This is a genomic window from Amycolatopsis sp. NPDC101161, from assembly GCF_044768185.1.
In the GTDB taxonomy this organism is placed as follows: domain Bacteria; phylum Actinomycetota; class Actinomycetes; order Mycobacteriales; family Pseudonocardiaceae; genus Amycolatopsis.
This window is the reverse complement of sequence record NZ_JBIWPI010000001.1, coordinates 1,901,445-1,919,843: the sequence shown is the minus strand read 5'-3', so window position 1 is coordinate 1,919,843 and position 18,399 is coordinate 1,901,445. Positions and strand designations below refer to the sequence as shown.

Below are 18,399 nucleotides of genomic sequence, written 5' to 3'. Positions count from 1 at the left end.
GGCTCGCGTGGCCTCGGCGTTTCGGTGTACATTCGTTCACTCAAACGCTTCGAACGGCGGGAACCGGTGCACTCACCCAGCGACACGCCCACCCGGACCGGGCCGTTCGGCTCCGGGCTGCTCGGCCCCCTCGACCAGGACGTCACTGTATTGCGCCGGCGCGTCCAGCGCCTGTTGACCGCCACCCTGATCGCCACGAACGTGATCGGCGCGCTGGTGGTCGTCGGGCTCGCGGCGCTGCTCATGCCGGCCCCGGGGATGTCCGGCGAACTGCTGCGGACCACGGCGGTCGCGGTGCCGGTCTACGTCGTGTCGGCGGTCGTCGTCGGCACGCTGTGGGGCACCCGCGGGGCGCTGCGGACGCTGCACTGGGCCGCCGAAGGACGCCGGCCGACCGACGCCGAGCGGGCCGCGAGCCTCCGCGTCCCCCTGCGCCTCACGCTCATGCAGGCCGTCCTGTGGGGCGTGGCGACCGTCGTGTTCGCCGCGCTGGCCGTGCTCCGGCAGCCCGCCGTCGCGCTGACGGTGTTCCTCGTCGTGGCGTTCGCGAGCGTCGTGGTGTGCGCGATCGCCTACCTCTTCGGCGAGTTCGCCCTGCGGCCGTACGCCGCGCGCGCCCTCGACGGGACGGCGCCGGCGCGCCCGCTCAGCGGCGGCGTCAACCTGCGGATGCTGCTGTTCTGGTGCCTGGGCACCGGGGTGCCGGTCGCCGGGCTCGTCGTCACGGCGGTACTGGCCTGGGTGCGCGGCGACGTCTCGACCACCAAGCTCGCGGTGTCGGTGATCGCGCTCGGGCTGGTCGTGCTCTGCTTCGGCCTGCTGGTCACCGTGTTCACCGCCCGCGCGGTCGTCAACCCGATCACGTCGGTGCGCGACGCGCTGGGCCGCGTCCGGGCCGGCGAGTTCGAGGTCGCCATCCCGGTCTACGACGGCACCGAGCTGGGCCTGCTGCAGGCCGGGTTCAACGACATGGCGGCCGGGCTGGCCGAGCGGGAGCGGATGCGCGACCTGTTCGGCCGGCACGTCGGCCACGAGGTCGCCGTCGAAGCCATGCGCACGACCTCGGCGCTCGGCGGGTCCGTCCGGACGGTGTCGGTGCTGTTCGTCGACCTGGTCGGCTCGACGGCGCTGGCCGCGAGCCGCCCGCCCGAGGAGGTCGTCGGCCTGCTCAACCGGTTCTTCGCGGTGGTGGTCGACGAGGTCGACCGGCACCACGGCCTGGTCAACAAGTTCGTCGGCGACGCGGCGCTGGCCGTCTTCGGGGCGCCCACCCAGCTCGCGGACCACGCGACGTGCGCGCTGGCCGCCGGGCGCGCGATCGCCCGGCGGCTCGCCGAAGAGGTGCCGGACGGCCCGGCCGGCATCGGCGTCGCGACCGGCGACGCGGTGGCGGGGAACGTCGGCGACCCGCGCCGGTTCGAGTACACGGTGATCGGCGACCCGGTCAACGAGGCCGCCCGGCTGACGGAGCTGGCGAAGAACGCGCCGGACCGCCTCCTCGCGTCGTGGACCGCGGTCGAGGCGGCGGCCGCGGCGGAAGCCGAGCGCTGGAAGGCCACCGAGGACGTCACCCTGCGCGGGCGCAGCCGCCCGACGACGCTGGCGGTGCCGCGCTAGCGCCGCGGGTCGACGTGCACCTTCGGCGCGGCGAACCGTTCGCCGGCGAGCACCGCGCCGACCCGGTCCAGCCCGACGGTCGCCCCGACGAGCGGCCGCGGGTCGACGGTCCCGGCGGCGTAGGCGGCGATCGTGTCGGCCAGCCCGGGTGAGGCGGACAGCACCCCGACCGCGGTGACGTCCTTCAGCACCAGCGCGCGGCTGTCGAGCGTGCTGGGCCGGCCGGACAGTCCGATGTAGACGACCCGGCCGGCCGGTTCCACCAGGTCCAGCGCGAGCGCGGGCGAGCCGGCCGCGTCGGTGGCGTCGACGACGGCGTCGAAGGGCAGGTCCGGAAGCGTTTCGCGAGTCCGGACGTGCTCGCTTTCGACCAGGCCCAGGACGTGGACCTCGGCGCCGGCGGCCCGCAGGAACATCGCGGTGAGCAGGCCGATCGTCCCCGGGCCCAGCACCAGCGCCCGGTCACCGGGACCGACCCCGGCGGCCCGTGCGGCCCGCAAGGCGTTGCCGCCGGGCTCGACCAAGGCGCCGAGCACGGCGTCGACCTCGTCGGGCAGGGCGTGCAGCGACCAGGCGGGGACGGCGAGCTTTTCGGCCAGCGCACCGGCCCGGCCGCCGCGGATCCCGACTTCCTGCCGGTTCTCGCAGGTGTGCTGGTGGCCTTTCCGGCAGCGGCGGCACGTCCGGTCGCCGAGCATGGTGTCCCCCATGACCCGCCGGCCCAGCCACGCGGGATCGACGCCGTCGCCGACGGCGGAAACCGTGCCGGCCCACTCGTGCCCGAGCCGCATCGGGTAGGCGGCGTGGCCCTGGTGCAGGTAGGCCATGTCGCCGGTGAAGAACTCGACGTCCGTGCCGCAGACCCCGGCCCGTTCGACGTCGACGACGACCTCACCGGGGACGGCCTCCGGGACGGGCACCTCCTGGACGGCCCCCTCGCGCGGGCCGGTGAGCACGAAGGCCCGCATGGTCGAAGACATGGCTGCATGCTCGCACCCGCCTCCGCGATCGCTTTCGGGCGGCTCGGTTGTCCGACTACGCGAGAGAGAGGAAACCTCATGATCTTGCTGACAGGAGCGACCGGGCTGACCGGCTCCGTGGTACTGCACGCTTGCGTCGCCGACGGACTGCCGGTCCGCGCGCTCGTCCGCGACCCCGCGAAGGCCGCCGGCTTCCCGGACGGCGTCGACGTCGTGCCCGGCGACCTGCTGGACCCGGCCCCCGCGATCTTCGACGGCGTCGAACGGGCCCTGCTGATCTCCTCCGCTGACGAACGGCTCGTGGAGACGCAGCGGACGTTCATCGACGCCGCGAAGCGCGCCGGCGTGGGGCACGTCGTGAAGGTGTCCGGGCGGGGGTGCCGGGACGAGTCCGGGTTCCGGTTCGCGCGGATGCACGCCGAGGTCGAGCGGTACCTCGCCGGCTCCGGGCTCGGCTGGTCGGTGCTGCGGCCGAGCCAGTTCATGCCGGTGTACTTCCGCGAGGTGCCGTCGATCCGGCGCGGTGTGCTGAACCTGCCGATGGGGGACGCGAAACTCGCGCCGGTGGACGTCGGCGACATCGCGCGCGTCGCCCTCGCCCTGCTGCGCGGGGAAGGCGAAGACGGCGGCCGGTACGAGATGACCGGGCCCGAGGCGCTGACGATGTCCGAGGTCGCCGAGCGGATCGCCGCGGCCGTCGGCCGACCGGTCCGCTACGCCGACGCCGACCCGGCGGCCAAGCAAGCCGAACTGCTCGCCGCCGGGATTCCCGTCTTCTTCGCCGACGCGATGGACGAACTGTTCGCCGAGCGGCGGACCGGCGCCGAAGAGTCCCGGGTGGACTTGAGCACCCACGAGGAGTTCGGCGTCCGGCCGACGACGTTCGCCGAGTTCGCCCGGCGGCACGCGGCGGTGTTCCGCGGCGAGGCACCGCCGTCACACCTGTGGGCCTCCGGCTGGCGTGACCCCCGGACAGATACCGAACACTTGCCATTTTCTTGACAACTGTCCATTATCAGAGCCGTGCGAGCCGACTGGACGACCGAAGCCCCCGTCAAGGACCGGCGGGTGCGCCGGTCGCGGGCCGCGCTGATGGGTGCCGCCGTCGAGCTCGTGACCGAACGGAACTCCACCGCCGTGTCCGTCTCGGAGCTCGCCGAGGCGGCCGACGTCAGCCGCCAGGTGCTCTACCAGCAGTTCGGCGACCGCGACGCGCTCCTCCTCGAAGCCGCGCTCGACCTCGTGCGCCGGGAGCTCCTGGCCGACCTGCCCGACGACGAACGCGCGTCGCTCCTGGCCCTGGCCCGGCACTTCGCCGCCCACCGGCGCTTCTACCGCGCGCTTTTGACCGGGACGTCCGCGTTCGCGTTCACCGAGGCGCTCACCGGCCTGTTCCTCCCGCTCAACCGCCGGCACCTGGGCCACGCGCTCGGCGACCGGCTCGGCGAGCGGGAGATCGAGGACCTGGCCACGTTCCTGACCGGCGGGGCGGGCGCGGTCGTCAACGCCTGGGTCGTCGGCGGGCCGGACCCGCTCGACGCGCACGAGTTCACCGACCGGCTGCTGCGGATCCGGTCGGTCGTCACCGCGACGATCACGAAGGAGGCCGACCGGTGATCAGCCGTGTCCTCGAACGCCTGCTGCGGCTGCCCGCGCCGGCGACCCGGCGCCTGACCGTCCAGCGCGACCTGCGCGTCCCGATGCCCGACGGCGTCGAGCTGCTCGCCGACCGGTGGGCGCCCCGCACCGGCGGGGACGGCCTGCCGACCGCGCTGGTCCGCAGCCCCTACGGGCGGAAAGGCGCGTTCGGCGCGCTGTTCGGGCGGCCGCTGGCCGAGCGCGGCTTCCAGGTGCTGATCCAGAGCACGCGCGGTGGCTTCGGCTCCGGCGGCGTCTTCGACCCGCTGCGGCAGGAGCGTGAAGACGGCCTCGCGACGCTGGACTGGGTCGTGCGGCAGCCGTGGTTCGGCGACGCGGCGGTGCTCGTCGGCGCGAGCTACCTCGGCTACGTCCAGTGGGCGGTCGCCGACCGCCTGCCGCCGCAGGTGAAGGCGATGGTCCCGCACGTCACCGAATCCGGGCTGACGCTGGAGTTCCTGCGGGAGGACGGCCTTTCGCTGGAGACGCCGTTCGGCTGGGGCGTGCAGGTCGCCGTCCAGGAGCGCCGGTTCGCGCTGCTGCGTCAGCGCGGGCAGGCGAAGAAGCTGGAGCGGGCGCTGAACACCCTCCCGCTCGCGCAGGCGGACGTCGTCGCCATCGGCCACCGCTCCGACTACATCCAGGACGTCCTGGCCCACCCCGAAACCCACCCGCGGTGGGCGGCGGTCGACCACCGGGCGCGCGTCGCGGACGTCACCGTGCCGGTGAGCGCGGTCGGCGGCTGGTACGACATCTTCCTGCCCGGTCAGCTGCGCGACTTCCGGACGCTGCAGGACTCGGGCCGGCGGCCCCGGCTGACGGTCGGGCCGTGGACCCACGCCGGGCGGCCCGACCTGCTCGCCGGCGCGGGAGCGACGCTCCGGGAGACGCTCGGCTTCGGGCTCGCGCACGCCCGCGGCGAGGAGCCACCCGGGCGCGCGCCGGTCCGGTTGTTCGTCATGGGCGAGGAAGCCTGGCGTGACTTCGCCTCCTGGCCGCCGGAAGGCTATGCACCGCAACGGTTTCACCTCCACGGCGGCGGCACGCTGTCGCTCGACGGGCCGGCGGAGTCCGAGCCGGACCGCTACCGCTACGACCCGGCGGACCCGACGCCCGCGGCCGGCGGCGTGCGCATGGCCCCGGACGCCGGCCGCGTCGACAACGCGGCCCTGGAAGCGCGCGCCGACGTCCTCACCTACACCACGGCCGTGCTCACCGACGACGTCGAAGTCGTCGGCGACGTGAGCGCGGAGATCTGGTTCCGCAGCAGCCTGTCCTTCGCCGACGTCTTCGTCCGGCTCTGCGACGTCGATCCCGGCGGCCGGTCGGTCAACGTCTGCGACGGCCTGACGAGCCTGCGCGACGCCGGCGAGCTCGCCGCGGTCGCCGTGCGGATGTGGCCGACGGCGCACCGGTTCCGGCGCGGGCACCGCCTCCGCGTCCAGGTGTCCAGCGGCGCGTTCCCGCGCTACGCCCGCAATCCCGGCACCGGCGAGCCGCACGCCACCGCGACCACGTTGCGCGCCGCGGACCAGGAGGTCCACCACGACCCGGCGCACCCGTCGGCGATCGTGCTCCCGGTACGGCGGTGATCGGGGCTACGACCAGGGCGTGACCGGCCGCGGCAGCCGCTCGCCGTCGAGGACGACGTCGACGCGCTCGGTGAGGAAGGCGATGAGCCCGGCGACCTCCCGGGCGTCGGACAGCGGTTCTTCGTACGTCCAGGCGAGATCGCGGTGGTCACCCACCGACCAGTAGGTGGCGTGTCCTTTGTAGGCGCAGGTGGTGCGCGTGTCCGACGGCGTGAGCAGGTCCATCCGGACGTCTTCGCGCGGCAGGTAGTACCGGGTCGTGATGCCGGTTTCGAAGAGCATGCGGGGCGCGGCCGAGTCGGCCACGACGACACCGTCCACTTCGATCCGCACCCGGCTGTCGCCGCGCCGGATGTCGATGCGCGCGAAGGGGTCCCGCGGGTGCCCGACGATCGGTTCGGCTTCCTCGAGCCACTCGTCGAAGGCGGCGAAGTCGAGGATGACGTACTCGGCGAGGTCGGGGTCGGCGGGCCGGAAACCCGCGCCCGGCAGGGTCACGCCGTCCGCGGCGAGGGTCAGCGGCTCGCCGGCGCAGGTGTGCACGGCGAACGGGGTCCGCGGGTCGAGCACGGGCGGGCCACCTTCGGCCAGCTGCACCGGGTGTTCGGAAGCCGTCACCTCGCCGGCCGGGGTCAGGGTCGCGTGCAGGTCGGCGAGGGGGAACGCGTAGGAGGGCACGACGCGTTTCGGTTCCCAGACCAGCACGGCCCGCCGCGAGCCGGCGAACGTCCGTCCATTCGCGACCGCGCGCACCCGCTTGGCCACCGGTTCGTACCGCAGCGCGGCCAGGTCCCCGGTGAACCGCGCGCCCATGCGTGTCGCCATGGGTCCACGATCCGCGCCGGACGGCGCCGCCGTCAACACCCGCCGGCGCAGGTCTGCCGGCCGAAGCCCTGGGGCGGCAGCTGCCCGGCCGCGCTGTCGGTAACCCCTGGCCGGGCCGAGCCAGGTCGCCGGCGACCGCACGCAGCTCCTCAGTCGGATCGTCCGGTGAGGACGTCGAAAGCGTGGCGGCGGTGGACGGCGAAGAGGGCGAGAGCCGCGTCGGGGTCGCCGGCTCGCAGCGCCTCGGCGAGCTGCCGGTGCTCGGCGGGGATGCCCGCGAGGTAGCCCTCGGACTCGACGCCGATCCGGGTCAGCAGGAACAGGTGGACCTGCGAGCGGATCGCTTCCCACGCTTCGCGGAGGCGGCGGTGGCCCGCGGCGGCGTAGACCGCGTCGTGGAAGTCGAGGTCGCAGCGGACCATCTCGTGCTCGTCGGCCGCCCGCTCCATGCGCGCGACGACGGCGTCGACCGCCGCCAGGTCGGGCCCGCGGTCGACGACCAGCGTGACGGCGAGCTGCTCCAACGCCGCCCGCAGGCTGTCCAACTCGGCGACGTCCACTTCGGACAGTGCCGTCACCGTCGTCCCCCGGTGCCACTCGCCGCGCACCAGCCCCTCGCGTTCCAGCTTGAGCAGCGCCTCGCGCACCGGCCCGCGGCTGACGCCGAGCGCGTCCGCCAGCTCCACCTCGCGCAGCGACCCGCCCGGCGGGTAGGTCCCGTCGAAGATCGCGTCCCGGATGCGGTCGGCGACCTCGTCGGCCAGCCCGCGCCGGCGCGCGGGAGCCACTCGAGCACTCATGTCGTAATGTTAACATTCAGACATGACGATCCCGCGCTTCCACCTCGCCATGCCCGTCGACGATCTCGCCGCCGCCCGCCGCTTCTACGGCGAGGTCCTGGGCCTCGACCAGGGGCGCAGCGCCGAGACCTGGGTCGACTGGAACCTGCACGGCCACCAGTTCGTGACGCACCTGGCGCCGAAGGGGCCGGAGCGGGTCCACAACCCGGTCGACGGCCACGACGTGCCGGTCCCCCACTTCGGCCTGATCCTCACCGTCCCCGAGTTCCAGGCGCTGGCCGAGCGGCTGCGCGCCGCCGGGACGGCGTTCGTGATCGAACCTTACGTCCGCTTCGAGGGCCAGCCCGGCGAGCAGTGGACGATGTTCCTGCTCGACCCCGCCGGGAACGCCCTGGAGTTCAAGGCGTTCGCCGACGACTCACAGGTCTTCGCGGTCTGACGCCCTCAGCGAGCCCGGGTGTGCCTTCGCCCCGGGGTCGCGCCGGGTCTTGACCAGGCTGGCGACCGTCACCACGGCCAGCACCCCGATGATCACCGCGAGGCTCACCGGCGTGGCGATCTCCGGGACGCGCGCGTCGATGTCCACGTGCGCCCAGTGCAGGATCAGCTTCACGCCGATGAACGCGAGGATCACCGCGAGCCCGGCCGAGAGGTACACGAGCCGGTCGAGCAGGCCCTTGACCAGGAAGTACAGGGCGCGCAGGCCGAGCAGCGCGAAGGCGTTCGCGGCGAACACGACGAAGGGCTCGTCGGTGACGCCGAAGACGGCCGGGATCGAGTCGAGGGCGAACAGCAGGTCGACGCCGCCGATCGCGACGAGCACGACGACCAGCGGCGTCACCAGCCGGCGGCCGCCCTCGCGGGTGAGCAGCCGGCCGCCGTCGTAGGCGTCGGAGACCGGCAGGACCCGGCGGGCCGTCCGGACGATGACGTTGGACTCGATGTCGGGGTCGGCGTCGCGGTGCCGGAACAGCTGGACGCCGGTGTAGATCAGCAGCAGCCCGAAGAGCAGGAACATGACCGAGAACAGCGACAGGAGCGTCGCGCCGAGGGCGATGAAGAGCGCCCGCATGATCAGCGCGAGCACGATCCCGAACGTGAGCACCTTGTGCTGGTGCTCCTCCGGGACGGCGAACGTCGTCATGATGATCACGAAGACGAACAGGTTGTCGACCGACAGGCTCTTCTCGACGATGTAGCCGGCGAAGTACTCGGTGCCGAGTTCGCCGCCGTGGGCCAGCGTCAGCCAGACGCCGAACGCCACCGCGACGAGGATGTAGCCCACCGACCACGCGACCGCCTCGCCGAACCCGACCCGGTGCGGCCGGACGGCGGCGAGCACGAGGTCGACCGCGAGCAGCGCCAGGACGACGCCGATGGTGACCAGCCAGGTGCCGACGCCCATCCACTCCCCCGCTCCCCTGTGTGGCGCGATCGTAAGGGCGGGACGGCGATCGCGCACCAGGAGTCCACTGTGGACGATGCAGGCGGCCGTCGCGCGGAGTGCGTCCGCGGGCCGCTGTGCCGTACACTGCCGTACCTCTTACTTTGGGTGCCAGCTGGTCACGGAGAGTGCCAATGTGGGATGCCGCCGCCGAGCCGCCGGACGCCGTGCTGCTCGCCGCGTTCCGCGCGGGTGACCTCGACGCCGGCGGCGCCCTGTTCCGGCGGCACGCCGGGCCGCTGCGCCGGACCGCGGCAGCGTGGGCGAAGCAGCCCGCGGAAGGCGACGACCTGGTCGCCGAGACGTTCGCCCGGGTGCTGGCCGTGGTGCGCGCGGGCGGCGGGCCGCACGGCGACCTGCGGCCCTACCTCGTCGTGACGCTGCGGAACCTGGTGTGCCGCTGGAGCCGGCAGGGCAGCCGGGTCGAGCTCTGCGAAACCGTCCCCGAGACGAGTTCGAGCGGCGCCGACGAACTGGCCCTGCACCGGTCGCGCGAGAAGCTCGTGTGGTCGGCGTACTGCACGCTGCCCGGCCGGTGGCGGACGGTGCTCTGGCGGACCGAGGCCGAGGGCGACACGCCGACGGAGGTGGCCCCGCTGCTGGGTCTGTCGCCGAACAGCGTGTCGGCGCTGGCGATGCGGGCGCGTGAGGGGCTGCGGCAGGCGTACCTGCAGGTCCAGGTGCCCGACGCGGAGAAGCCGGTGTGCCGCGAGCCGCGCCGCCGGATGGGTGCGTGGGTGCGGGGCGCGCTGTCCCCGCGCCGGGCGAGCGTGGTCGCGGACCACATCGCGGGCTGCGGCGCGTGCCGGTCGGTGGCGCGCGGGCTGGACGAGGCGAACCGCGAGCTGCCGGGCTCGGCGGCCCGCCTCACCGGCTGACGCTCCGGGCCGGGGTTGCGCGAAGGTTGCCCCGACCCCGCTCCCCCGGGTTACCGTGAAGCCCGGCCCAGGAGGTGGCGGTGGACGACGAAGTCTGCGCGGTCCGGCCCGGCACCGACGTCGCCGGGCACGCCCGGCTGCTCGCCGGCATCCACGACGCCGTCCTCGCCGGGCGCGCGCCGGCGAAAGCGCCGCGCCGGCTCGTCGAACGGTCCTGGCGCCGCGTCGCCGCGCAGGGCGTCGACCCGGACCGGCCGCCCGCTCCCGATCCCGTCGGGGCCGCCGAGGTCGAACGACGGCGGACCGTCTGCCGGCTGAACGAGGTCCTGCCCGAGCTGCGCGGCGCGCTGACGTCGGTCGCCGAAGACGCGCACCACCTCATGGTCGTCACCGACGCCGACGGTGTCGTCCTTTGGCGCGAAGGGGCCCGGCGGGTGCGCCACCGCGCCGACTCGCTCGGCTTCACCGAGGGCGCCACCTGGTCGGAGCCCGCCATCGGCAGCAACGCGATCGGCACCGCGCTGGCCGAAGCCGCGCCGGTGCAGATGTTCGCCGCCGAGCACTTCGTCCGCTCGCACCACACCTGGACCTGCACCGCCTCCCCCGTGCACGACCCGCGCACCGGCGAACTGCTCGGGATCGTCGACGTCAGCGGCCCGGCCGAAACCGTGCACCCGATGACCGTCGCCCTGGTCGGGACGTCGGTGCGGCTCGCCGAGGCCGTCCTCCACCAGCGCCACGAAGCCCGGCTCGAAGCATTGCGCCGGCTGTCCGGCCACCTGCTGAGCACGACCGGGCTCGTCGTCGACGACCACGGCTGGGTGGCGGCGCAGCACGGCGTCCACGGGATCGACCGCGTCGCCGCGCCCCGGCCCGGCGTCCCGGTCGCGGTCCGCGGCATCGGCGCGTGCGAGCCCGAACCGGTGCCCGGGGGCTGGCTCCTGCGGCCGAGCCGGCGGGAAACCCTCAGGCTCACCCTCGAACTCGACCCACCTCGCGCGATCGTCGAAGGCTCGGCGCGGTGGACGCACCCGCTCGGCAAGCGGCAGGCCGACCTGCTGCGGCTGATCGCGACCGCGGGCCCGGCCGGGGTGTCGGCGGCCCAGCTGTCGGAGACGCTCTACGGCGACCGGACGCACCTGGTGACCGTGCGCGCGGAGCTGTCCCGGCTGCGCAAGCTGATCGGCGGCCTGCTGCTCGGCCGCCCGTACCGGTTCGCGCCGGGCGTCGAAGTCGTGCTGATGCAACCTTAGGGCAACCCTTACGCCGACCCCGCCCGCCGGGGTTGGCTGCGCTGAACGCGCCGCCGACGATGACGGTGCCCGAGACGGGGAGGTCCGCTCATGACCCAGACCCTCGAACCGGCCGCGGCCCTCGATGCCCGGCAGCGCGTCGACGGCTGGCTCGCCGACTTCGAGGCCGCGCTCGCGGCCCGGGACGCCGACCGGGCAGCCGCCCTCTTCGCCACGACGTCGTTCTGGCGCGACCTGATCGCCTTCACCTGGAACCTCAAGACGGTCGAAAACCGGGACGGCGTCAAGGATCTCCTGCTGGCCACCATGGACAGCACCGACGCGACCGGCTTCCACACCACCGAGGAGCCGAGCGAGGCCGGCGGGATCGTCGAGGCGTGGATCGGGTTCGAAACGGCCGTCGGCCGCGCCCGCGGCCACCTGCGGCTCAACGACGAAGGCGCGTTCACCTTCCTCACGACGTTGTACGAGCTGAAAGGCCACGAGGAGCCGCTCGGCACCACCCGGCCGAAGGGCGCGGAGCACGGCATCAACCGCGAACGCGTCACCTGGGCCGAGGCGCGGCAGGCGGAAGCCGAGGAGCTGGGCACCACCCGCCAGCCGTACGTCGTCGTCATCGGCGGCGGGCAGGGCGGGATCGCGCTGGGCGCGCGGCTGCGCCAGCTGGGCGTGCCGCACGTGGTCGTCGACCGGTACGCGCGGCCGGGCGACCAGTGGCGTGGCCGGTACAAGTCGCTGTGCCTGCACGACCCGGTCTGGTACGACCACCTGCCCTACCTCGACTTCCCGCGCAGCTGGCCGGTGTTCGCGCCGAAGGACAAGATCGCCGACTGGCTCGAGATGTACACGAAGGTCATGGAGGTCAACTACTGGTCGTCGACGACCTGCAAGAGCGCCTCCTACGACGAAGAGGCGAAGGAGTGGACCGTCGTCCTCGACCGCGACGGCGAGGAAGTCGTGCTGCGGCCGAAGCAGCTGGTGCTCGCGACCGGCATGTCGGGCAAGCCGAACGTCCCGGTGCTGCCGGGCCAGGACCGCTTCCGCGGCGAGCAGCACCACAGCTCGCAGCACCCCGGCCCGGACGCCTACCGCGGCAAGAAGGCCGTCATCATCGGGTCGAACAACTCGGCGTTCGACATCTGCGGCGCGCTGTGGGAGGCCGGCGCCGACGTCACGATGGTCCAGCGCAGCTCGACGCACATCGTCAAGTCGGACTCGCTGATGGACCTCGGCCTCGGGGACCTCTATTCGGAACGCGCGCTGGCCGCCGGGATGACGACGCAGAAGGCGGACCTGACGTTCGCCTCGCTCCCGTACCGGATCATGCACACGTTCCAGCAGCCGGTGTACGCGGCGATCAAGGAACGCGACCAGGAGTTCTACGACCGCCTCGAAGCCGCGGGCTTCCGGCACGACTGGGGTGACGACGACTCCGGCCTGTTCATGAAGTACCTGCGCCGCGGCTCGGGCTACTACATCGACGTCGGCGCGGCGGACCTGGTGGCCAACGGCGACGTCAAGCTCGCGCACGGCCAGGTCGTCGAGCTGACCGAGACGTCCGTGAAGCTCGACGACGGCACCGAGCTGGCGGCCGACCTGGTCGTCTACGCGACCGGCTACGGGTCGATGAACGGCTGGGCGGCGGACCTGATCAGCCAGGAGGTCGCGGACAAGGTCGGCAAGGTGTGGGGTCTCGGCTCGGACACGACCAAGGACCCCGGGCCGTGGGAGGGCGAGCAGCGGAACATGTGGAAGCCCACGCAGCAGGAGGGGCTGTGGTTCCACGGCGGGAACCTGCACCAGTCGCGCCACTACTCGCTCTACCTGGCCCTGCAGCTGAAGGCCCGCGCCGAGGGCATCCCGACGCCGGTCTACGGGCTGCAGGAGGTGCACCACCTGGCCTAGCCCGGGAGCGCGCGCACGGGATCGCCGAAGAGGAGGGCGGTCCCGTGGGCGCGCTTGAAGTACAGGTGGGCGTCGTGCTCCCAGGTGATCGCGATACCGCCGTGCAGCTGGATCATCTCGGCCGCCGCGTGGGAAAACGCCTCGCCGCACACGACTTTCGCCGTCGCGACCGCTTCCGGGTCACCGTCCACAATGGCCGCGTACAGGGCGGACCGGGCCGCTTCGACGTGGACGTGCACGTCGGCCATCCGGTGCTTCAGCGCCTGGAACGAGCCGATCGGGCGGCCGAACTGACGGCGTTGCTTCGTGTATTCGACCGTCAGCTCGAGCGCTCGGGCCGCCGCGCCGACCTGCTCGGCGGCCACCGCGATCACCGCCGTGTCGAGCAGCTTCGCGAGCTGCTGGTCGAAGCCGCCGGTGTCGAGGCGCCGGGCCGGCGTCGACGCGAAGTCGACCACGGCGAGCCGCCGGGTCGGGTCGAGCGTGGTGACCTGCTCGCGGCGGACGCCGTCGAGGGACACTTCGAACAGGCCGATGCCGTCCGCGGTGCGGGCCACGGCCAGGAGGACGTCCGCGAGGTCGCCGTCGAGGACGTAGTGCGCGCGGCCGTCCAGTCCGGCGTCCGACGCGGTGAGCGCCGGCGCCCAGTTCTCGTCAGCCCAGGCCAACGCGGCGAGGGTGGTGCCCGCGGCGATGCCCGGCAGCAGCCGTTCGCAGGCTTCGTCGTTTCCCGTGCGCAGCAACGCTTCCCCGCACAGCACCGCGGACCCGAGCAGTGGGGCGGGGGTCAGCGTCCGGCCGAGTTCCTGCAGGACTACACACATCTCGGCCAGGCCGGCGCCCGCACCGCGGTAGTGCTCGGGGATCGCGAGGGCGGCGACGCCGATTTGTTCGCACAGCGTCGACCAGAGTTTGTCGTCGTAGCCGAGCGGGGACTCCATCGCGGCCCGCACCGCCTCGGGACCCGAGCGGCGGGTCAGCAGCGCCCGGACGGCGTCCCGCAGCGCCTGGGCTTCCTCGGTTTCCAGGGGATCGGTCATCGCAGCACCCGCGTCCGGTGGAACGACCCGGTCCCCCAGGCGCCGGCGAGGGCCCGCACCTTCGTCAGCCGCAGCCCGAGGTCGTGTTCGGCGGTGTAGCCGATGGCGCCGTGCACCTGCAGCGCTGTGCGGGCGGCGAGGTACGCGGCGTCGCCCGCCATGACCTTCGCCGCCGAGACATCGCGGGCGAACGTGCCACCGGCGACGGCCGCGCCGTGGAGCAGCGGGCGGGCGAGCTCGAGCCGGGTCGCGACGTCGGCGAGCAGGTGCTTGATCGCCTGGTACTCGCCGATGGCGCGGCCGTACTGGCGGCGCTGTTTCGCGTACTCCACCGACGTGTCGAGGAGCCACTGGCCCGCACCGAGCAGCTGGGCGGACGCGGCCAGGACGCCCAGGTCGAACGCGGGTTCGCCGGCGGCCGGTGCGGCCGGCACCCGGAACAGCCGCCGGGCCGGGTCGATCGACCGCACGAGGTCGCCCTCCGGTTCCAGCTCCGCACCGGTCAGGTCCAGCACGGCTCCGGCGATGTCGGCGTCCAGGGCCAGGGGGACTTCCGGCGGGGCGGCGACGGTGGCCACGAGGTCACCCTCGGCGAGCGCGGCGAGCCGGTCGCCGGTCAGCAGCGCCGGGGCGACCGCCGCCGACTCGACGAGCGGGCCCGGGACGGCGTGGTAGCCGAGCGCTTCGAAGGCGACCACCAGCTCGACCGGGCCGGCACCGAGGCCGCCGTCGTCCTCGGGCACGAGCAGCCCGAAGACCCCGACGTCGGCGAGGGCGCGCCAGAGCTTGAGGCCGCGATCGTGCTCCCCCGCGGCCCAGGCCCGGGCGGCGGCCGCGGTGTCCGCCCCGCCCAGCAGTTCGTGCAGCGTCGCGGCGAACTGCCGGTGCTCCGGCGAGAGCTGGAACCTCATCGGCGGGCCTCCCTCGGCAGCTTCAGCAGCCGTTCGGCGATCGTGTTCCGCTGGATCTGGTCCGTGCCGCCGTAGATCGGACCGGCGAGGGAGAACAGGTAGCCGTTCACCCACGCCTCGTCGGTCTCCGCGGAAGGGCCGAGCACGTCCAGCGCCGTCTCGTGGAGTTCGACGTCCAGGTGCGACCAGAACAGCTTGTTGACGCTCGACTCCGGGCCCAGCTCGCCGCCCTCGGCCAGCCTGCTGACCGTGCCGAACGTGTAGAGCTGGTAGGCGCGGGCCCCGATCCAGGCGTCCGCCACCCGGTCCTTTGTGGACTCCTCGGCGCCGTGGGACCGCCAGAGGTCGACGAGACGGTCGGCCGCGGCGAGGAACCGGCCCGGGCTGCGCAGCGACAGGCCACGCTCGTTGTTCGCCGTCGTCATCGCGACCCGCCAGCCCTGGCCGACCTCCCCGATGACGTCCTCGTCCGGCACGAACACGTCGTCGAAGAAGATCTCCGCGAACCCGGGTTCGCCGTCCAGCTGCGGGATCGGCCGGACCGTGACGCCGTCGGCTTTCAAATCGGCCATGAAGTACGTCAGGCCGTGATGGCGCTGCGCGTCCGGGTCGGTGCGGAACAGCCCGAACGCGCGGTCGGCGAAGGTGGCCCGGGAACTCCACGTCTTCTGCCCCGACAGCAGCCAGCCGCCGTCGGTGCGCACCGCCGTGCTGCGCAAGGCGGCGATGTCGCTGCCCGCCTCGGGTTCCGACCACGCCTGCGCCCACACCTGCTCACCGGTCGCCATCGCGGGCAGGATCCGGTCGCGCTGCTCCTGGGTCCCGTGGGCGAACAGCGTCGGGCCGAGCATGAAGATGCCGTTCTGGCTCACCCGCCCCGGCGCCCCCGAGGCGTAGTACTCCTCCTCGAACAGCAGCCACTGGAGCATCGAGGCGTCCCGGCCGTGGTACTCGCGGGGCCACGACACGACCGACCACCGCGCGTCGGCCAGTTCGGCCTCCCACTCGCGGTGGGCCGCGAAGCCCTCGGCGGTGTCCATCGACGGCAACGTCCGGACGTGCTCGGCGAGCCACGACCGGGCTTCGTCGCGGAGGGCCGCGGAGGCGTCGTCGATGTCGAGGTCCATCACGTCCCCTTGTTCGCGTCGCGCATCGACCGCGCCGACTGGCCGCCCAGCGAGTCTTCCGACGTCTCCGCGTTGTGCGCGTGCGCCAGGTGGTGCAGCCCGAACACGGAGTCCATTCCGGACCGCAGCCCCATCAGGTCCTCGGCCTGGTTCACGGCCTTCTTCGCCAGCGCCAACCCGAACTGCGGCATCCCGCTGATCTTCTCGGCCAGTTCGAGGGTGTGCTGCTCCAGCTCGGCGCGCGGCACGATCCGGGTGACCATGCCCCACTCCTTGGCCTGCTGGACGGTGAACCGCTCGCCCGTGAACAGGACTTCCTTCGCCGCGCGGGGGCCGAGCACCCAGGGGTGCGCGAAGTACTCGACACCCGGGATTCCCATGCGCACCACGGGATCGGCGAAGAACGCGTCGTCCGCGGCGACGATCAGGTCGCACACCCAGGCCAGCATCAGGCCGCCGGCGATGCACGCGCCCTGGACGCTCGCGATCATCGGCTTCGGGATCTCCCGCCACCGGCGGCACATCCCGAGGTAGACCTCGGACTCGCGGGCGAACCGCTGGTCACCGCCGGCCCGGTCGGTGTGGTCCCACCACATCACGGCCCGGCGGTCGAACGGCTGGTCCGCGTCCCGGCCCGGGCTGCCGATGTCGTGCCCGGCGGAGAAGTGCTTGCCTTCCCCGGCCAGCACGATCACCTTCACCTCGGGATCGTCGACGGCCTCGGCGAAGGCGTCGTCGAGCGCGTAGGTCATGGCCGAGTTCTGGGCGTTGCGGTAGTCCGGCCGGTTCATCGTGACCACCGCGACCCGCCCGCGCCGCTCGGAGCGGACCACCGGTTCAGTCATGCGTTCTCCTCGGTCAGCAGCCGCTTCAGCACCTTGCCGGAAGCGTTGCGGGGCAGCTCGTCCAGGAACGCGACGAACCGCGGGGTCTTGTAGTTGGCGAGCCGCTCGCGGCAGAACGCCAGGACGTCCGGCTCGGTCAGGCCGGTGCCGACGACGAACGCCTTGCCGACCTCGCCGAGCCGCTCGTCCGGGACGCCGACGACGGCGACGTCCCGGACGCCTTCCAGCTCGGTCAGCGCGTGTTCGACCTCGGCCGGGTAGACGTTGAACCCGCCGCAGATGTACATGTCCTTGAGCCGGCCGGTGAGCGTGAGGTTGCCCTCGGCGTCGAGTTCGCCGACGTCGCCGGTGTGCAACCACCCCTGCTCGTCGACGGCCTTCGCGGTGGCCTCGGGGTCGTCGAGGTAGCCGAGCATCACGTTCGGCCCGCGGACGACGACCTCGCCGGGCGAACCGTGGATCCCGACCTCGAACTCCGCCGTCGCCCGGCCGGACGTGCGCGCGACCAGCTCGGCGTCGTCACCGGGGCGGCACATCGTCACCACGACGGCTTCGGTGAGGCCGTACGCGGTCAGGACGATCTCGAAGCCCAGCTCGGCCCGCATGCGCCGGACGAGCGACGCCGGCACGTCGGCGGCGCCGGTCACCGCCAGCCGCAACGACGAGAGGTCGCCGCGCTCGGGTTCGTTCAGGAGCGACTGGAAGATCGTCGGCGCGCCCGGCAGCACCGAGACGCGTTCGCGCTCGATCAGCTCCAGGGCGGCCCGCACGTCGAACACCGCCTGCGGCACGATCGTCGCGCCGGTCAGCAGGCAGACCACGATCCCGGCCTTGTAGCCGAAGCTGTGGAAGAACGGGTTGATCACCAGGTACCGGTCGTCGGCGGTGACCCGGCCGCACTCCGCCCAGGCGGCGGCGACGCCGACCACCTGGCGGTGCGCCGACAGCACGCCCTTCGAGCGGCCGGTCGTGCCCGAGGTGAACAGGATGTCGCTGACGTCGTCCGGCTGGACGGCGTCCGCGCGGCTTTCGACCTCGGCGAGCGGAACCCGCTCGGCGAGGTCCAGGAACCCGTCCCAGCCGAGGGTGCCCGGCACCGGCCGGTGCGGCTGCGCCAGGGGTACCCGGATGACTGTGCCGAGGTCGGGCAGGTCGGCGCCGGTCGCCACGATCGCGGCGTGACGGTCCGCGCCGAGGAAGTCCGCGGCCACGACCAGGGCTTTCGCCCGGCTGCGGACCAGCAGGTCGACGGTCTCGGCCGCGGTGAACCGGGTGTTGACCGGCACCAGGGACGCGCCCGCGTAGAGCGCGCCCAGCGCCGTGAGGACCCAGTGGTGGGTGTTCGGGAGGGTGACGGCGACGCGGTCTCCGGGCTGGACGCCCCGGGCCACGAAGGCCCGCGCGACCGCTTGAACACGTTCCAGAAGCGCGTCGAAGCCGAGCCGGACACCGCCGTCGACCAGTGCCTCCGCGGCGCCGAACTTCGCGGCGGCATCGCGGACGACGGCCGGGATCGTGGTCTGTCCCACCGCACCCTCCTCTGG

The 18,399-nt window shown here is 73.3% G+C and carries 17 protein-coding genes; 8 read left to right on the top strand and 9 right to left on the bottom strand.

Annotated elements, in window-relative coordinates; genetic code table 11:
* Positions 1-66: 66 nt before the first annotated feature.
* A complete protein-coding gene (locus tag ACIRSS_RS09380; RefSeq protein WP_400892581.1) occupies positions 67-1,617 on the top strand; it encodes an adenylate/guanylate cyclase domain-containing protein in 1,551 nt (516 codons plus the stop codon).
* Here ACIRSS_RS09380 and ACIRSS_RS09375 read toward each other — a convergent pair.
* Positions 1,614-2,597 (bottom strand): zinc-binding dehydrogenase, encoded by a 984-nt coding sequence (locus ACIRSS_RS09375; protein ID WP_400892579.1) that lies wholly within the window; start codon positions 2,595-2,597, stop codon positions 1,614-1,616. The two genes, ACIRSS_RS09380 and ACIRSS_RS09375, sit on opposite strands and share 4 nt — an antisense overlap.
* 78 nt (positions 2,598-2,675) lie before the next feature.
* On the opposite strand from ACIRSS_RS09375, the gene ACIRSS_RS09370 reads away from it, so the two are divergent.
* The 3 genes from ACIRSS_RS09370 to ACIRSS_RS09360 are packed head-to-tail and all read left to right on the top strand — an operon-like array spanning position 2,676 to position 5,827.
* Positions 2,676-3,599 (top strand): SDR family oxidoreductase, encoded by a 924-nt coding sequence (locus ACIRSS_RS09370; protein ID WP_400892577.1) that lies wholly within the window; start codon positions 2,676-2,678, stop codon positions 3,597-3,599.
* 21 nt (positions 3,600-3,620) lie between these two features.
* Positions 3,621-4,214: a TetR/AcrR family transcriptional regulator gene (locus ACIRSS_RS09365; RefSeq protein WP_400892575.1), complete on the top strand. Its 594-nt coding sequence runs from the start codon at positions 3,621-3,623 to the stop codon at positions 4,212-4,214.
* Positions 4,211-5,827 (top strand): CocE/NonD family hydrolase, encoded by a 1,617-nt coding sequence (locus ACIRSS_RS09360; RefSeq protein ID WP_400892573.1) that lies wholly within the window; start codon positions 4,211-4,213, stop codon positions 5,825-5,827. The genes ACIRSS_RS09365 and ACIRSS_RS09360 overlap by 4 nt, the downstream gene beginning before the upstream one ends.
* Before the next feature lie 6 nt (positions 5,828-5,833).
* Here ACIRSS_RS09360 and ACIRSS_RS09355 read toward each other — a convergent pair whose 3' ends face one another.
* Entirely contained in the window at positions 5,834-6,652 is an 819-nt protein-coding gene (locus ACIRSS_RS09355) for a DUF427 domain-containing protein (protein WP_400892570.1), read from the bottom strand.
* Positions 6,653-6,801: 149 nt separating this feature from the next.
* A complete protein-coding gene (locus tag ACIRSS_RS09350) occupies positions 6,802-7,452 on the bottom strand; it encodes a GntR family transcriptional regulator (RefSeq protein ID WP_400892568.1) in 651 nt (216 codons plus the stop codon).
* 22 nt (positions 7,453-7,474) lie between these two features.
* Between ACIRSS_RS09350 and ACIRSS_RS09345 the strand changes: the two genes are divergently transcribed.
* On the top strand, positions 7,475-7,891 hold the full coding sequence (locus ACIRSS_RS09345) for a VOC family protein (protein WP_400892566.1): 417 nt from the start codon (positions 7,475-7,477) through the stop codon (positions 7,889-7,891).
* Here the strand turns inward: ACIRSS_RS09345 and ACIRSS_RS09340 are convergent.
* Positions 7,871-8,857, bottom strand: coding sequence for a TerC/Alx family metal homeostasis membrane protein (locus ACIRSS_RS09340; protein WP_400892564.1), 987 nt, complete (start codon positions 8,855-8,857; stop codon positions 7,871-7,873). The two genes, ACIRSS_RS09345 and ACIRSS_RS09340, sit on opposite strands and share 21 nt — an antisense overlap.
* Before the next feature lie 173 nt (positions 8,858-9,030).
* Between ACIRSS_RS09340 and ACIRSS_RS09335 the strand changes: the two genes are divergently transcribed.
* From ACIRSS_RS09335 to ACIRSS_RS09325, 3 genes are all read left to right on the top strand, one after another.
* Positions 9,031-9,774, top strand: coding sequence for a zf-HC2 domain-containing protein (locus tag ACIRSS_RS09335; protein WP_400892562.1), 744 nt, complete (start codon positions 9,031-9,033; stop codon positions 9,772-9,774).
* Between the two features lie 80 nt (positions 9,775-9,854).
* Positions 9,855-11,027 carry a GAF domain-containing protein gene (locus ACIRSS_RS09330; RefSeq protein ID WP_400892560.1) on the top strand — a complete coding sequence of 391 codons (1,173 nt, stop codon included), beginning with the start codon at positions 9,855-9,857 and terminating at the stop codon, positions 11,025-11,027.
* A 90-nt stretch (positions 11,028-11,117) separates the two neighbouring features.
* Positions 11,118-12,932 (top strand): flavin-containing monooxygenase, encoded by a 1,815-nt coding sequence (locus ACIRSS_RS09325; protein ID WP_400892558.1) that lies wholly within the window; start codon positions 11,118-11,120, stop codon positions 12,930-12,932.
* Here ACIRSS_RS09325 and ACIRSS_RS09320 read toward each other — a convergent pair.
* From ACIRSS_RS09320 to ACIRSS_RS09300, 5 genes are read right to left on the bottom strand one after another with little or no spacing between them, the layout of a single operon-like run.
* Positions 12,929-13,972, bottom strand: a complete 1,044-nt coding sequence (locus ACIRSS_RS09320; RefSeq protein ID WP_400892556.1) for an acyl-CoA dehydrogenase family protein — start codon at positions 13,970-13,972, stop codon at positions 12,929-12,931. The genes ACIRSS_RS09325 and ACIRSS_RS09320 overlap by 4 nt on opposite strands.
* Entirely contained in the window at positions 13,969-14,883 is a 915-nt protein-coding gene (locus ACIRSS_RS09315) for an acyl-CoA dehydrogenase family protein (protein ID WP_400892553.1), read from the bottom strand. The genes ACIRSS_RS09320 and ACIRSS_RS09315 overlap by 4 nt, the downstream gene beginning before the upstream one ends.
* Positions 14,880-16,010, bottom strand: coding sequence for an acyl-CoA dehydrogenase family protein (locus ACIRSS_RS09310; protein ID WP_400892551.1), 1,131 nt, complete (start codon positions 16,008-16,010; stop codon positions 14,880-14,882). Before ACIRSS_RS09310 ends, ACIRSS_RS09315 begins: the two co-directional genes overlap by 4 nt.
* Positions 16,010-16,855: an enoyl-CoA hydratase gene (locus ACIRSS_RS09305; protein WP_400892548.1), complete on the bottom strand. Its 846-nt coding sequence runs from the start codon at positions 16,853-16,855 to the stop codon at positions 16,010-16,012. Before ACIRSS_RS09305 ends, ACIRSS_RS09310 begins: the two co-directional genes overlap by 1 nt.
* Entirely contained in the window at positions 16,852-18,384 is a 1,533-nt protein-coding gene (locus tag ACIRSS_RS09300; RefSeq protein ID WP_400892546.1) for a FadD3 family acyl-CoA ligase, read from the bottom strand. The genes ACIRSS_RS09305 and ACIRSS_RS09300 overlap by 4 nt, the downstream gene beginning before the upstream one ends.
* Positions 18,385-18,399 lie beyond the last annotated feature (15 nt).